The organism is Cetobacterium sp. 2G large, from assembly GCF_014250655.1.
GTDB classification, from domain to species: Bacteria; Fusobacteriota; Fusobacteriia; order Fusobacteriales; family Fusobacteriaceae; genus Cetobacterium_A; species Cetobacterium_A somerae.
The window spans coordinates 332,918-348,788 of the sequence record NZ_JACHTH010000007.1; the positions used below are offsets into that span (position 1 = coordinate 332,918).

Genomic DNA, 15,871 nt, shown 5'->3' on the forward strand with positions numbered 1-15,871 from the left:
TGTAGATTTGGGTCTTAAAGTCTTCAAGTTAAGGTATACTAATCTTAATAAAGATTCTATTGCTAAAACTGAATAAAAAAGTTGCAAATTTTACTTTGCAACTTTCACCCTATTTACAAGACCCAGTCATTCCTTGTACAAAACTTTTTTGCATACTGAAGAATATCACTATCATAGGTATTGTACTTATAACAATAGCTAACATAAGCATTCCATAATCTACAAAATACGCTGACGACATAGAGGATAAAGTTAATGTTAATGTTTTGCTTTCATTTGTTCTTAAAACAATTAAAGGCCACATATAATTATTCCACTGAGTCATAAAGGCATAAATTGCTGCTGCTGCTAAAGTTGGTTTCATAGGTGGCAAAACTATTCTAAAAAATATTGTAAGCTCACTAGCTCCATCTATTCTCGCAGATTCTATTATTTGAGTAGGAAAACTCTTCAAACTCTGTCTAAAGAAAAAGATTAAAAATACAGAGGATAGTCCTGGAAGTATAACTGCTAATAAACTATCTATCAAACTTAACTTAACCATTATTCTAAAAAGTGGTATCATCATTGCTGCAAATGGAACCATCATAGAAAGTAAAAATATTTTATAAATAATCTCTGTTTTTATACTTTTAAACTTATCAAATCCATAAGCTGCTAAAGATGTTATAAGAAGTGTTAAAACTAGGTATATAATAGTTATTTTTAAAGTATTAAAAAAAGCCCTTTCAAAACCACCAAATTTTATCAAATTATTGTAATTTTCAAAAAACATCTTACCTACAGATAGTTTTCCACCTAAAATATCTGTGTTATTATTAGTTGAACCCACAACTAACCAATAAAATGGAAATATCGAAAAAAATGAAGCAACTCCTAAAAATAGATATTGAAACACTGAGCTTACTTTTACTTTTCTCTTCATTATGCATCATCTCCAGCAAGTTTAAATTGTATATAAGATAATAAAGCAATCATCAATACTACAGTGTACGATATTGTTGCTGCATAACCAAAGTTCGGTGCATAAACAAAAGATACATTGTAGATATATTGAGAGATTGTCATAGTGGAATTTGCTGGTCCACCCATAGTTAAGTTCATAGGTTCATCAAAAAGTTGTAATGTCCCTATTGTTGACATAATAGTAGTGAATAATAATATTGGTTTTAACTGGGGTATTGTAATATAAAAAAATTGTTTAATTTTACTTACTCCATCTATATCTGCTGCTTCATACATATCTTTTGGTATACTTTGAAGTGCAGCCAAGAAAAATATCATATTATACCCTGTCCATCTCCAAAGAAGAGCTAAAATTATTGTAACTTTAGCCCAAAATGGATCTGTTAACCAAGGTATTCCTGTTTGAAATACCCCTGTTTTCATTAAAATATTGTTCACTAACCCTTTTTCTGCAAAAATCATTTTAAATAAAACTGAATACGCTACTAAAGATGTCACACATGGTAAAAAAATACATGTTCTAAAAAAACTTTTAAATTTCAATTTAGTTGAATTTAATAAAGTAGCTAAAAAAATAGCTAATACTAACATTATTGGAACTTGTATAATTAGATATATCATTGTATTTTTTAAAGAAGTATAAAACATCTGATCATCAAATAGTCTCTTTATATTTCCAAAACCATTAAATTTATATACAATACCTCTAGATGTATAAAATGAAAGAATTAGCGAATCTATTATTGGATATAATGAAAAAAATAGAAATAATATTAATGCAACAGATATAAATAACCAACCTTCTCTCTTTTCTCTCCATAATTTTTTTAGCATATTACCACCTACTGTATTTGAGATTTTAATTGAGCTTCAGCTTTTTCTAATCCCTCTTCTACACTCATCTGTCCTTCAACTATGTACTTTAAAACGCTAACTACAGCTTGATCAGCTTCTCTAACATAAACTCCATAATTTACAGATGGTATCTCTTTCATCCATTTTGAAAAATCTTGATAAACTTTTTGATTATCAAAAAATACATCTGGGGCTTCGTAAGCTGCAGTAGTTTGAGAAGGTAAAAATGTTCCTATAGCTCCTCTTTCAGTTAAAATCTCATTATAAAACTCTTTATTCTCTGCAAATACTGATTTCATAAACTTTGCTGCAACTTCTTTGTTATCTTTATTTAAAATATACCAACTAGATCCACCTAAATTAGATGCATTTACAGATTTTGTATCTTCTAATCTTGGGATAGGTGCTACTCCCCATTTCCCACTTTGACTATTTTCTGTTTTTATACTTCCTATTATCCAAGCACCTGTAGAAATAGTTGCTACATCTCCAGATGTAAAGTTCGAAACCCATTCTCCCCAACCAGAAGCTTGATTTACAACTCCTGAATTAAAAAGATCTTTTACTGTTAAAATAGCATCTTTTAATGCTTCATTTTTAATAAAATCTACCTCACCTTTTTCGTTAAAATACCAACTTCCTGCTGATTGCATCATAACTCTAATTATTCCAGGATCATGTAATGCCATATCAGCCATTAGCTGTTTTCCTGTTTTAGCTTTTACCTCTTTTCCAATTTCAATAAGTTCTTTCCAAGTTATGTTTTGTAATCTTTCCTCTGGGATTCCAGCTTCTTTTAGATAGTCTCTTCTATAAAAAAGTCCTGTTACTCCGCTATCAAAAGGAACCCCATAAGTTTTGTTTTCTACTGTCATAGGTGGTATTTTATATTTAGCAAATTCATTATAATCAATAACATCATTTAATGGCATAAAAGAATTTGGATATGATGTTAAAAATTTTTGTGCCGCATAATCCTCTATTAAAACAATATCTGGTAGAGTATTTATAGCATTAGCTGATAAACTTGTATGTATTTTTTGTTCAATATCATCTCTTCCATGATCCACCACTTTTATTTCAATATCTGAATTTTTTTCAGAATATATCTTTGCTGCCTTCTCCATTATAGGAACATTAAAATTTTTATCCCAAGCCCATACTGTTAATACTTTTTTAGAATTTTCATCTACTTTTGCTGTTTCATTTTTCTCTTCTTTTGTTCCACATGCAACTAAACCAAGACCCATTAAAAAAAGAACTGATAATTTTTTCTTCATAAAAACCTCCCCAGTATTAATAATAGTCACTTAAAAAATAAAAATGACATTTTTTACAATTATAGAACTGTATTTACAAAAAATCAAATATATATAATAAATCTGAATAAATTAATTTACCTAAGTTAAAAAAGTTATAATTCTTCTCATAATATTTCAATTTTACTCTTGATTTTTTAAAATAAATGTTGTATTAAATATATTGTAAGTTAAAAATATTAGCAACTACCCCATTAATAAAAAACTTACTCAATCAACGTTGAAAAAATATTCATGAAAATAAAATGTTCTAAAACTACTAACAAGCTATTAGTAGATTTTGTGATAGACTTTTATAAAAAATACTTTGATATATTAAAGTATATTGATTTCGTGAGTATGTATGTCGGATTCTCCATCACCGGATCTCCCACTACCGGATTTCCCATCACTGGAAAATCAGACACATACAAAAAAATTAATTATAAATAAAATTATTTAAAAATAAAGATAAACAAAAAAAGACTAATAATAATATCTTTTTATAGAAAACATAAGGGGTATTAGAAAAAAAGCATATTTGTAATACGTTTTACAAACATGCTCTTAATAGGCTTTTTACACCTTTTTATATCATTTTTTAGCCCTATGACTACTAATTAGGCTAATTTCAAACGAACGCCTTAAATCTTATATTAAAGAGTCATTTTTCTGGACTTTTGTACATAAAATAGGAACCAGTCTCTACAGCACTTATTTTTAAGTACTTTTGTTATTGAAATAACACATTTTAATGATAAACACCTATTTTTACTCCCATTATACCACTTATACCTCATCCCTATATCTCTTAAAGTGGCCTCTCTTCCTGGTATAAAACTTTGATGATACTCTGGTGTTAGAATAAGTTTGTAGACATAAAATAACAAATCATGTAAACTAAACCTTGAAGGAAGTGATTTTATGTCTAAACGAAAAACTTATGATGAAGAGTTTAAAAAACTCTTGTTAACTTAATTTTAAATGGTCAGTCTCTTAAAGAGGTATCTCGTGAATATGGTGTATCTTCATCTAATCTTATTCTTTGGAGAAAAAAATATAGTAATATTAATACCCAAAGTGATGAAGTTGTCACTCTTGATGATTTCAAGAAGCTTCAAAAATAACTGGCTGCCGCTAAAGAAGAATGTGCTATTCTAAAAAAGGCTTTGACAATATTCGCGAAAAACTAGATGATACAAAGATAACTGACCTTATAAAACAATTAAAACCTAAATATAGCCAAGAAAAAATGTGTAAAATTTTTAAAATTAGTAAAGCTACTTACTACTCTAATTTCAATAAAACTACTACTAAAACTCAAGATTGATATGAATTATTATCTTCTCAAATCAAAAGAATTTATGAGGAAAATTCTAAAATTTATGGGGCTCCTAAAATACATGTAATACTTAATCGTGAGGGTTATCCCGCGAGCATCAAGCTAGTTCAAAGAATTACGAGAGCGCAGGTCTTTCATCTATTACTAGAAAAAAGTACAAGCCCCAGACAATTAAATCAATGGTTGAGGCTCCTGCAAGTAATATATTAAAACAGGATTTTTCAACTACCTCAACAAACGAGAAAATAGTAGGAGATATCACATATATTTACATAAAAGATTTTTGGTGGACATATTTAGCTTTATTTATGGATTTACATATAAATAAAATCAAAGGTTGGGATTACTCCACAACAATGACAACAGATATCGTTTTAAAAGCTCTTTCTAAACTTAATTTAAACAGTAATCTTACAGGCTGTATTATCCACACAAACCAAGGATCACAGTATACGAGTAATGATTATATAGCTAAGGTTAAAAATTTAGATGCAACTCTTTCTTATTCAAGAAAGGATAATCCTTACGATAATGCTTGTATAGAATCTTTTCATTCAGTTTTGAAGAAAGCACTAATCTATCAAAGTAAACCAAAGACTTTTGAAGAAACTAAAAAGTCTTTATTTAAATATATAGAAGACTGGTATAACAACCATAGAATTCAGAAAAAACTAGGTTATTTATCTCCAGTAGACTATCGAAAACAAGTTGCATAATTTATAAAATTATGTTTAAAAACTTGACTTAATACCATTAGCTTTTAATTTTTATTTAAAATTGAATATCTACAACAAACTTTAATAAAAAAATCAAATAAACCAATACTGATTAATATAGTACAAACTATCAAACTTCCTACACAAATTTCATAAATATTTGATAAAAATACTTTATTTTTTAATAATATTTCTAGTAAAATTCCACAAATTATAAATATATATATTTTTATATTCAATTTTTTAAATTTAGATATTCTTGAAAATAAACCTATAATTAAAATTATTATAGGCAACAATAATTTTTTTTCAGATATTAGATAATAACTACCTAATATCCAGATTTTTTTTTCTATACTCAATTTTAATAAAAATACTAAAAATAAAAAAGCTAATATTTTTTTTATAATTCTTATTTTTAAATTTATTAAAATATATCCTAGATAAAAGAAAAAAATTACATAGAAATAAGTTTCATCTATTTTTAATAATGTAAAATACGATAACCCTAAAAATAAAATAAATTCTTTGTTAATCTTATATTTATTCTTTAACAATAGGTATATAGCCAGTACCTGAAGTATTACAAAATTTAATTTTAATAGACTATTGAAAGTATTTATCAATTCATTATTTAATATATTCAATATAATTTCTATAAAATATAAAATAAAAAAAAATATTTTTAATATAGCATTCGAAACTGTGTATTCAGCTATATTTTTTTTCATATTTATTATCTGATTTAATTCAAATCCTTCCATTTTATCCCCTTCCTAAATTTTAAGTGCCTCCACTATCTCTAGCTCTCCAGCCTTTTTAGCTGGGTATATTCCAAAGAGTAGTCCAACACCCATTGTAAGGATCAACGACCCTATCATCTTAAAAACATTAAAGTATGGTGGTATTTTTAGTATACTTCCAGCTAAGTATGATGATAGTATTCCAAATACAACTCCTGCAACTCCACCTACCATAACTACCATAACCGCTTCTATTAAAAATATCTCCCTCAGACTTTTTCTATCCACTCCCATAGTACGAAGTATCCCAATATAGGAACCTCTTTCACGAACTGATGATGCAATTAGATTTAACACTCCAATCCCTCCAACAGTTAGTGAAATAAAAGAGAGGATAAATAGGCTTTTACTAACAAAACCTCTTATCCTCTCCACTTTTCTATAGACATCTGGCGTTTCTAAAACACGAACCTGGTCGTACCCAAACCGAGACCTATTTAGCTCTCGAAGTATAACTGGTATATATTCCACCCCATCTTCATCTTGTGGAAAGGATACAACTAAAGTATTGTAGTGCTTCCTTCCAAAGATTCTTTCAAAAGTTTCATCACTTACTATGACTCTGTCCCCCATTTTCATGGTTTCAAATGGACTCTCCTCTTGATACAAATCCCTAACTATAAAATTTCTTTTTCCACTGTCAGTTTCTAGTTCGATTTTCTCTCCTACACGTCCATCTAAAAACTGTGTTTTATCTAAAACTACCTCTCCCTCTTTAAGATTTGGTAAGTTCATCGCTCTTAAAGCTTTTTTACTATATCCCCTAAACAGTCTATTATTTACCAGTGTTCTCTCTTCTGGAAAAACTCCATACTCTACAAAAGGTAGCCTCTCTACAATTTGTAGATCCCTTTTGCTAAGAGTTCCCCCTCCAATAAGAATTCTATTACTTCCTATTGCAGAGAGATCACTATCTATTATATTTTTTGCAGCATCCCCTAGTGATATTGTCATCACTAAAGCCGCCGCTGCTACAACTACAGAGATAAAAGGAAAAGCAGCTCTCATTATATTTCCCGTGAGAAATCTGTAGGCCATCCAAAACCTCACCTAACTCACAGCCTTTACTCTTTCACCGTTATTTACCTTAAATGGATTTATTACAACCTTTGTTCCTAGTGGTAAATTTAGTACCTCATACTCTGTCGATGTTTTTGCCCCTACTTTCACCTCAGTTTTACGAACTCTTCCATCATCTACTATGAAAACAAAGGCCTTATCCCCCTCCTCTATAACAGAGAATGATGAAACTGTTGCAACACTTCTTGTAGACTCATTAGTTATCTCTACATCAGTTATAAATCCAGGTTTTAAACTGTTCTCTTCAGATATTTTTACCTCAACCTCTATAACCTTATCTTTTTTTCCACCTAAAGTACTTTCACGAGCTACACTAGAAACTCTAGATACAACTCCCTCATAAGTTAGATCCCCCTCAGATGAAGCTGTTCTCACTATAGCTTTTTGATTAGTAGATACACTATTTGCCCCATACATTGGTACTTCAACTTTTACTGTACTCTCCCCTTTTGGAGATATAGCTAAAAGTCTTTGTCCACTAAAAGCGTTACTTCCCTCTACCACATCTATTGCTGTAATAACTCCAGCTACTGGTGCTTCAAGAGGTTTTTTTAACTGCTCTGCACGACGAACTAAAATCTCATTGTTTAGTTGCAGTTTCTCTAAACTTGATTTCAGTTTAGCTTCCTCTATCTGTAACTCTCTTGTTAAACTTTCAAAACTTACAGCTGATAGTTCAAATTTTTGTCTATTCAGATCTAAATTAGTTTTTAGATCCTCTAACTCAACCATCTTTTTATCAGCTTCATTTATAGCACGGTTGGCTTCTGTACTAGAAACTCCATCAGCAGCTAATAGTTTTTTGTAAGCTTCAGCTTTATCTCTTAAAGTTCTAACCTCTGCTGTTAGAACAGGAAGTCTTCTTTCGTCACCCTTTATTCTTTCCTCTAAGTTTTTCATCTCAAGTTTTCTGTTATCTAACTCTAACTTTAATGATCCACCCTCAAGGTCAGCTATTCTTAAGTTTATATCCTTTATATCTAACTCATTTATACGTAGCTCTTTATCATTTTCAATTATACTCTTAGAACTAAACGTTAATAATCTATCTCCAGGTTCTACCTCTTGACCAACTCTAGCAAGTACAGACTCAACTAGTGATGGTGCCTCAATATATACAGGTACCACCTCCCCTGGTGCAACTATTCCTGCATAAAGTATCGAGCTAGATAGATTCCCCATCTCAATTTTTGAAACTTTAACCTCTTTTCCAGTTACCTTATCAGTTAGAAGATATCCTCCAAGAACTAAGACTGCTATTACAGCACCAATTATTATTCTATTTTTTTTCATATTTATCCCCTACTTATACAAATTCTCATACTCTATTACTGCTAAAACTAGTGATCTTTGAAGTTTAAAGAAATCCTCTTCAGCTTTCTTTAACTGATTTACTGAGTTTAAGTAATCAAAAGTTGTAACTAACTCATTATCATATCTTAAGTTATCAATTTTTAAGTTTTCTCTTAGTAACTCCACTCTTTTCTTTTGAGCTTCACTTTGACCAGCTAAAGACTCTATCTCTCCAAGTTTATTTCTCATATCTAACTCTATTCCCTGAATATTGTTATCATATTTTATCTTAGCTTGTTCAAGAGCAAACTTTTTCTGATCTACAGAATCTAGTGTTCCTCCCCATTCAAATCTATAATGAAATCCAACTTCAATAATTCCTTCGTTTCTATTTACAAGTTTATCTCCAACTCTCTCTTTAAACTTATGTGATGGTTTTACATAAAAAGATGGGTATAGATCAGCTTTTGCTATTTTTACATCATACTCAGCAATGTCTACCATTAAACTTTGAGTTTTTCCAAGTGTTGTATTTTTAGGATTCTCAACTTTTTTAATTGTTCCAACTGACTTTAAATAATCCATAGCGTTAAACTCATCTAATGTTATAGCTCTGTCTAAATCATACCCAAGTAGTTGCATTAATGTCTCTTTAGATGCTCTCTCTTTTTGAGCATTTTGAAGATTTAGTGCTCTATTGTTTTCTATATCCGCTTCAACTTTTAATACTTCAGATTTTGCTATCATCTTATTCTCTTTATATAGTCCATCAAGTCTATTACGCTGCTTTTCTAGAGCATTTAGCGTTGACTCTGTAATCTCAAACTGTTTTTTATAGTTTAAAGCTTTAAAGTACTCATTTACCGAAGCCTCTTGCCAAGTATATACAGATAGCTTTGAATTTTCTTTAGCTAACTCTAACTCACTTTTAGATTTTTTATATCCATACATCATTCTTCCCCCTTGGAAAATTGGGATATATGCCTCTATCTCTTTAAATCCTACCCCTTCATCTTTAACAATTTGCCAATCCTCCTCTGTTGAAAGATTAACTGGAGGTAGTATTAGATTTTTCAAAGCTTTTGTTTTACCTTTTTCTTTTATCTTTATATCAAGCTCTTTAACTCTAACTTCTGGGTTGTTACTTTCAACTCTATTAAGAATCGCTTCTAACCCAAGTCCCTCTGAATACGCTCCTAAGGAAAGAGTCAAAAATCCAACTACTAGATCTCTCTTTTTCACTGTTTTTTCCCTCCTTTTCTAACCCCTTAAGGTTAGTCATTCTCTTTATCCCTTTCTCTCCAACTAGTTTTTTTAGGTGCTCTAACTCATCTAAACTGTAACATCTTCTCTTTACTCTATGAGCATCACTTCCTAAAAAATCTATATATCCCTCTTTAAGTAGCCTTACTATATACTTTGGTTTTTCACCACCTATATTCACCTGAAGTTTACACCCTAATCTTTTCAACTCCAGCAAATCACTCCCTTTAAAGCGATTATATCTTTCCACATGAGCTACTATTGGTACAAATCCCATATCTAGAACTTTTTTCACCATATGCTTTCCTACACTTGGTAGTGTAAGTGGTGAAAATTCAACTAATAGGTATTTTCCCTCTATTGTATTGTATTTTTTTTCTCCTAATGTTTTAGATATATTCTCATCTAAGTATATCTCATTACCCCTATGTAACTTTATATCTAAATTAAGGTTCTGACACTTTTCTTTTAAGATCTCAAAGTTTTTATCATAGTTTTCATTACAAAATCGTCCCTTACCATAGTGAGCTGTTAAATAAAACTCACCAAAGCCTAACTCCATCCCCTTTTTAATCATCTCAACAGATTCATCTAAAGTCTCTGGTCCATCATCTACTCCAAATAGTAAATGACTGTGGATATCTACCATCTTTTCCCCTTTTGGTCCCCACTTAGCTGTCTCTTATAATCTCTTTTTAGTTTTTCAATAAATCCTTTAAATCCCTTTTGAGGTTTATATGCTCTAGCAAGAGCTTCCCCTTCTTCTGTATAATAGTCTTTGTAATAAGAGTAGTTGTTGTTGTAATATCCATAGTTTCCATATGATAATCCATTTTTATCAACTTTATTTACAACAAACCCATACATATTAGCTTTTGCATTGTTTAACATAGTTTTTCCAAACTCCAACTCTCTTTTTGCAACTTGGTCATATGCTACAACATACACAACTCCATCACAGTGTTTTGAAAGTATTGCTGCATCACTTGCAACAATAAGTGGTGGTGTATCTAAAACTATTGTGTTGTACTCTTTTTTCAATCTATCTAAAAGAGTTTTCATCTTATCCCCTAAAAATAGCTCTGTTACATTATGAGCTACGTTTCTTGTAGGAAGAATATCTAAATTCTCCTCAATATTTTTTAAAATTACATCATCAACTTGACACTCTCCAGAAAGAACTGATTCTAATCCGCTATTAAAGCTAACTCCAAAACTTTCATGAGCTCTAGGTCTTCTAATATCACAATCTATAAGCAGTACTTTTTTACCAGTTATTGCTATACTCATTGCATAGTTTGAAGCTATTGTACTCTTTCCCTCTTTTGGTGTTGTACTTGTAACAAGCACAGTTCTTTCACTCTCTTTTTCATTTAAAAAGTGAAGATTTGTTCTTATAACTCTAAGAGCTTCGTTCATCTCGTGATTATCAGCATCCTTAAAGAAAAGTTGTCTTTTAGTTCTATTTTCCATCTTTACCTCCATCAACTAGAGAAAGATTGAAATCTGGAACCATTCCAAGCATAGATGTTCCTAAAATTTTCTCTATATCCTTTGGTTTACGCAGTTTACAGAAGAAGAACTCAACTACAAATGCTGCCATACATCCCATCATAACTGATAATACTGCAGATATTGCAACTATTAACACTCTCTTTTTAGGTAACGCTTCTTTTGGAATCTCAGCTGGCTCAACTACTTTTATATTTTGAAAGTTCATAACCTCACGAACTTTTAACATAAACTCATTTCCAATCTCATTTACTACTGCTGCTGCTAGTGCTGCATCGCCATTTTTATATGTTAGTTTTAAAAATTCTGTATTCCCAACAGGTTCTATTGTTAGGCTTCCTTGTAATTCATTCAAACTCGCCATTAAATCATATTTTTTTATTACGTTACTCAAAATTGTTTTACTTTTTGCTATTTCTGCATAACTTGTTACAAGTTTTTGATTTACTGATAACTCTCCACCTTCTAATGAACTTGCACTAAAGTTTCTACCACTTGATACCATCATAGTCATCTCAGCTTTATATACTGTTGGTCTAGTCATTGCAAAGAAAACTCCCAGTGCAAAAACTGGTGTAGCTATTAATGCTATTAACTTCCATCTTCTTAAAAGTGTGAAGACAAGATCCATCAGATCTAACTCATCCTCATCCTCATAGAAATCATCTTCGTAAAAATCCTCTTTTCTCCTCATCCTTCTCCCCATTCATAAAAAAAAGCTGTCCTTCTGAACAGCTTTTTCTCACTTCTTAATTATTAATAATTATTTTCGTGTTGCTTTCAGTATTTCTTAAATAACTTTTTTATTTCTAAATTTTCTTATTTGTAGCTATATGGTGTATTTTGGCTACTTGTTAAAACTACTGCTCCTGAGTGAGCTACTGTTCCTGCTACTGCTGTTGCAGCTGAAGAAGCCGTACTTCCTCCAGATTCTCCTCCACCAACTATTGGAGACTCTTGCATTCCAAAGGCAACCATAAATGATTCTCCTTTTGAAAGTGTTCCTGCTGTTGCAACTGGTGCTGTACTCTCTGTTACTGATTCACTTGTATTTGTTGTATTTTCCTCTTCAACTGCTAAAGCTAAACTACTTACTAAAAGTAGTGATGTCATAACTAATAAAAATTTTTTCATTGTCCTACCTCCCATTAAAATACATATGCTGCAGCTATTGATCCAATTGCTGCTACTTTATCATTACTTCCCTGCTCAGTTAAGTTAGTTGCTCCTAAGTTAACTGATATTGGGTAATCTGGGAATGGAACCAAACTAATTCCAGTTGTTAATATGTTACTTGTGTAATCTACTACTAAACTTAGTTGCGGGATTAAGTAGAAAGCTATAGCTCCAAATCCATCAACTTTATCTTTTCTGTCGTTCTCTTTGTTTATATCAGCATATGAGTTATTTCCAAATCCAGCTGTAATAGCTACAGGAAGAATATCATTTGCCCAAAGTTTTGTAACAGCTGTGTAAAAACTTGGATCTTGTCTGTCTCCATCTAAGTGACTTGCATGCCAAAGGTCAAGTCCTGTCATACCTACTGACCATCCAAATCCATACTCTTTAAAGTGATGACCAACGTTTAAATTCAGATTACCTCTATTGAAAGATCCTCCATCTCTAGGATCGATACTTCCAATTCCTAAAGATACTGCTCCTCCTATAGTATCAGGATTTCCAAATCCCATTCCAAGAGCCATTGCTCCATCTGTATCATCGCTGTCTCTTCTTCCAGAAAGACCAGCAAATGCTACTCCATAAGATGAAACTAATCCTGAAGGTGCTCCCATAGAGAATCCTGGAAGTGTTGCCATTTCATGAAAGTTTTCAGCTAAGTATACTAATGGTTTATCACCATTTGTTTCCTTTTTAGCAAAAACTGCTGCACTTTCACCTGTAACTGTTGATAAATCTGATGCAAATCCAATTGAGCTTAGGGCTAAAGCTCCTAGTAAAATTTTCTTTACCATTTCCCCCTCCTTATTTTTCAAGTATCAGAACAAAATGTTATTTTTATATATATGCTATTACTATAATATATTTTGAAAAAAAATTATATTAGAAATTTTTTTAATTTTTTTTAAAAAATCTTCCAAAGCGTTTGACTTTCGAATAAAAAACCGTTATAATAGCCTTGGGTTTGTAACAATTGCAAAAGGGGATGAGTTTATGACACTCAGTATCAATACAAAACATTTAAGACTATTTAAGTTATTAGAGTTTACCAAGGGGGAAAATTTAGAATTCTGTGAACTTTTTTTAGATATGAATAGAGCAAACATCTGCTCTTATCTAAAAGAGATACAAAAAATAGTTCCCAATAGAAAAAGCACCACAAAAACAGACGATATGATAAGGATAATTTTAAGTCAAAATAGCTGTTCTTTTTATCTGAAAAAAGAACAAAACATTTCAAAGGAAGATAGAATATTTTTTCTTACACTCCATCTACTTTTAAAAAGTTCTTTAAACCTTCATGCTTTATCTAGTATCCTTGGAGTTTCTAGAAGAACACTAAATGATGATCTTATAGCTGTTAAAAAAAGTATTGAGATTTACTCTTTAGATATTATAAGTATTTCAGGAAAAGGGGTTTTTTTAGAGGGGAATTTTATAGATATAAAACGTGCTCTTTGTACGTATATATATAAATATCTAGTTGAAGAAAACTATCTTCCAGATATTTTTGACCAATCTTTTTCACATATTTTTCACGATTCTGAGATAGATGACATTTTACAAAAACAAATAGAAAAGTTCATATCTATTGCCAATTGCGATTCATTTTTTTACAATAGGGAACTTTTAAAAAGTTTCTATATAAGTTTCAAATTCTTAGACGACGATACTACTTTTGAAAATCAAATAAAAAATAATCTTAATACCTTAGATGATTTTAAAATATATTTTGGAAATATATTTAATGCTAAATCATTAAATAATATTTTTGATTTTTTCCAAACCTCTCTTTTAGGAGAGATCTCTTTTGAAGATATTAGCTTTCTTATAAATATCTTCAAAATCAGTAAAGGTCTTTTTCCAGAAGAAACACCTTTTGTAAAAGATCACTTTATTACTTTTAAAAAAATTTTTAAAAACAGTTTAAACTTGGGTTTAAAAAGAGATGTGTTTGTAGATAGATTTTTATCTAGAACATCCTTTTGCAGTAAGCAAAAACATTATTTGCCTATTTTCGAGATGTCTTTTTTAAATCTAAATTTAGATAGTTTAACAATAGAAAAGTGTATAAAGCTTTTTAAAGAGTTACGAAAGGTTTATTGGAACATATCTTTTACAGATGTAGTGTCACTATATCTTTATGTTAACTCTACAAATAAAAAAGAGGACGAAAAAAAAATAGTTATAGTATACAGTTCAATTCCTAAATATCTTTTAGAGCAATTAAAAGATAAGATAGAAGTTGATAACAATATAACTATAACTAACTTTATAAATGTAAATCTATTTAGTGATTTTATTGAACTTAACGATATTCAATGTGTTGGAGTTTTTGAAGGGGCTCTTAAAAACTCTCTTGGTAATTTAGAAGTTAAATATCTTACACTTCCAATTTAATCAGTTTTTTATATATATTATAGGGATCTCTTCTAGAGTCCCTTTTTTTATATTTATAAGAGGATAACTTTTACTCTCCTCTTTTAACTCTTGAGATTCTTTTTTTAGAGATTTTAAAATCTCTCTATTCTTTTTTACCATATTTTTTATTTTTTCACTATTTTCATAAAAATCTTTTAAAATAATTTCCACTCCAATTAATCCACTATTTAATCTTCTATTTATATTTTCAAAACCAATCCCTCTTCCTCTTAACTCTAAAAGGTAACTTAAGCTGCCCTTTACTCCATAAAAATTTCTAGCTGTTTTTATAGATGAAGTTGCTTCATATAGAATCATTGGTTTTCCATTTCTAGGTTTTATAAAAGGATTGTAGTAGTAATCAAATGACATTCTATTTTTTTCTAACCCTGTTTTTACTTTTTCCAAAGTGTTTTTAGAATAGATTTTTAACTCTTGAGGATAGTTTGTATTTGTTGTATTTAACCCTAAAATATCAAAATATGGAAGTGCTCCATCCTCTAGTATTCCAGAATATGATTTTTTATCAGCAATATACTCGTGTATATCTATAAAAACTTCAGGTTGAATCTTTTCATATACACCTCTTATTATATTTGCTTCAACTGTTTCTAAATCCACATGGTCATCATTTATATCAAACTTTCTACTAGAAGTTCTTGTAAAATTTTTAGCTCCATCAGGATTAACTCTTGGCATTACAACTATATTTATATTTTCTAAAAGATAGTTTAAATCTCCATGGGCTATTCTTTTTACAGTTCCTAAAAGAACATCACACCCCATAGGTTCATCACCATGTTGTTGAGCTATTAATAAAACTGTGGGCTTATCTTTTTTTTCTTTAGAAAACATAATAATTGGAAGATAGTTTCCTTTTACTGTAGGCCCTAGTAAATCTACAACTGTATGAATATTTTGTGTATGGATAGCTCCTAAATAATCTAACATCTCTTTTTGAGTTGTAAACTCATCTCTACCTTTTAAAGTAGCTGGAGTAGAAACCATTGGAGACATCTCTGGAAAAAAGGATTTTACAGAACTAGGTTCTTTGTAGTCTTCTCCAGGAAAGGCTATTACTGATGTAACAGATATTAAAAAAATCCATATAATTTGTAGAGCCACAGTTTTTTTCATAAAAAC

16 protein-coding genes and 1 pseudogene are annotated in these 15,871 nt (G+C 30.2%); 4 read left to right on the plus strand and 13 right to left on the minus strand.

Features of this window, described 5'->3' with window-relative positions; genetic code table 11:
- Positions 1-109: 109 nt before the first annotated feature.
- The 3 genes from H5J23_RS12140 to H5J23_RS12150 are packed head-to-tail and all read right to left on the minus strand — an operon-like array spanning position 110 to position 3,101.
- Positions 110-925, minus strand: a complete 816-nt coding sequence (locus H5J23_RS12140) for a carbohydrate ABC transporter permease (protein WP_185892514.1) — start codon at positions 923-925, stop codon at positions 110-112.
- Entirely contained in the window at positions 925-1,800 is an 876-nt protein-coding gene (locus H5J23_RS12145; protein WP_185892516.1) for a carbohydrate ABC transporter permease, read from the minus strand. Before H5J23_RS12145 ends, H5J23_RS12140 begins: the two co-directional genes overlap by 1 nt.
- A gap of 8 nt (positions 1,801-1,808) precedes the next feature.
- A complete protein-coding gene (locus H5J23_RS12150) occupies positions 1,809-3,101 on the minus strand; it encodes an ABC transporter substrate-binding protein (protein WP_185892518.1) in 1,293 nt (430 codons plus the stop codon).
- A 995-nt stretch (positions 3,102-4,096) separates the two neighbouring features.
- Between H5J23_RS12150 and H5J23_RS14360 the strand changes: the two genes are divergently transcribed.
- From H5J23_RS14360 to H5J23_RS12165, 3 genes and pseudogenes are all read left to right on the plus strand, one after another.
- The gene (locus H5J23_RS14360) at positions 4,097-4,246 is read left to right on the plus strand and encodes a transposase (protein WP_185892837.1); all 150 of its coding nucleotides are present in this window, start codon (positions 4,097-4,099) and stop codon (positions 4,244-4,246) included.
- 224 nt (positions 4,247-4,470) lie between these two features.
- Complete coding sequence (locus H5J23_RS14365; protein WP_185892841.1) at positions 4,471-4,671, plus strand: IS3 family transposase; 201 nt, start codon at positions 4,471-4,473, stop codon at positions 4,669-4,671.
- Positions 4,590-5,177: pseudogene (locus H5J23_RS12165) on the plus strand (IS3 family transposase); the annotation flags it as partial. The gene H5J23_RS14365 and the pseudogene H5J23_RS12165, both read left to right, overlap by 82 nt.
- 44 nt (positions 5,178-5,221) lie before the next feature.
- Here the strand turns inward: H5J23_RS12165 and H5J23_RS12170 are convergent.
- The 9 genes from H5J23_RS12170 to H5J23_RS12210 all read right to left on the minus strand — a co-directional run bounded on the left by H5J23_RS12170 (position 5,222) and on the right by H5J23_RS12210 (position 13,101).
- Positions 5,222-5,941, minus strand: a complete 720-nt coding sequence (locus H5J23_RS12170) for a hypothetical protein (protein ID WP_185892520.1) — start codon at positions 5,939-5,941, stop codon at positions 5,222-5,224.
- 12 nt (positions 5,942-5,953) lie between these two features.
- Complete coding sequence (locus H5J23_RS12175) at positions 5,954-6,988, minus strand: ABC transporter permease (protein ID WP_185892521.1); 1,035 nt, start codon at positions 6,986-6,988, stop codon at positions 5,954-5,956.
- Between the two features lie 42 nt (positions 6,989-7,030).
- On the minus strand, positions 7,031-8,353 hold the full coding sequence (locus H5J23_RS12180; RefSeq protein WP_185892522.1) for an efflux RND transporter periplasmic adaptor subunit: 1,323 nt from the start codon (positions 8,351-8,353) through the stop codon (positions 7,031-7,033).
- Between the two features lie 9 nt (positions 8,354-8,362).
- Complete coding sequence (locus H5J23_RS12185; protein WP_185892523.1) at positions 8,363-9,595, minus strand: TolC family protein; 1,233 nt, start codon at positions 9,593-9,595, stop codon at positions 8,363-8,365.
- Entirely contained in the window at positions 9,510-10,265 is a 756-nt protein-coding gene (locus tag H5J23_RS12190; protein WP_185892524.1) for a tyrosine-protein phosphatase, read from the minus strand. Before H5J23_RS12190 ends, H5J23_RS12185 begins: the two co-directional genes overlap by 86 nt.
- Positions 10,259-11,089 (minus strand): CpsD/CapB family tyrosine-protein kinase, encoded by an 831-nt coding sequence (locus H5J23_RS12195; RefSeq protein WP_185892525.1) that lies wholly within the window; start codon positions 11,087-11,089, stop codon positions 10,259-10,261. Before H5J23_RS12195 ends, H5J23_RS12190 begins: the two co-directional genes overlap by 7 nt.
- Positions 11,079-11,822, minus strand: coding sequence for a YveK family protein (locus tag H5J23_RS12200; RefSeq protein WP_185892526.1), 744 nt, complete (start codon positions 11,820-11,822; stop codon positions 11,079-11,081). Before H5J23_RS12200 ends, H5J23_RS12195 begins: the two co-directional genes overlap by 11 nt.
- Positions 11,823-11,947: 125 nt before the next feature.
- Positions 11,948-12,262 carry a hypothetical protein gene (locus H5J23_RS12205; RefSeq protein WP_185892527.1) on the minus strand — a complete coding sequence of 105 codons (315 nt, stop codon included), beginning with the start codon at positions 12,260-12,262 and terminating at the stop codon, positions 11,948-11,950.
- A 14-nt stretch (positions 12,263-12,276) separates the two neighbouring features.
- Complete coding sequence (locus H5J23_RS12210; RefSeq protein ID WP_185892528.1) at positions 12,277-13,101, minus strand: hypothetical protein; 825 nt, start codon at positions 13,099-13,101, stop codon at positions 12,277-12,279.
- Between the two features lie 199 nt (positions 13,102-13,300).
- Here H5J23_RS12210 and H5J23_RS12215 point away from each other — a divergent pair, with 199 nt between their 5' ends.
- Positions 13,301-14,707: a hypothetical protein gene (locus H5J23_RS12215; protein WP_185892530.1), complete on the plus strand. Its 1,407-nt coding sequence runs from the start codon at positions 13,301-13,303 to the stop codon at positions 14,705-14,707.
- Here H5J23_RS12215 and H5J23_RS12220 read toward each other — a convergent pair whose 3' ends face one another.
- Entirely contained in the window at positions 14,708-15,865 is a 1,158-nt protein-coding gene (locus H5J23_RS12220; protein WP_185892532.1) for a M14 family zinc carboxypeptidase, read from the minus strand. It lies immediately after the preceding gene.
- Positions 15,866-15,871: the final 6 nt, after the last annotated feature.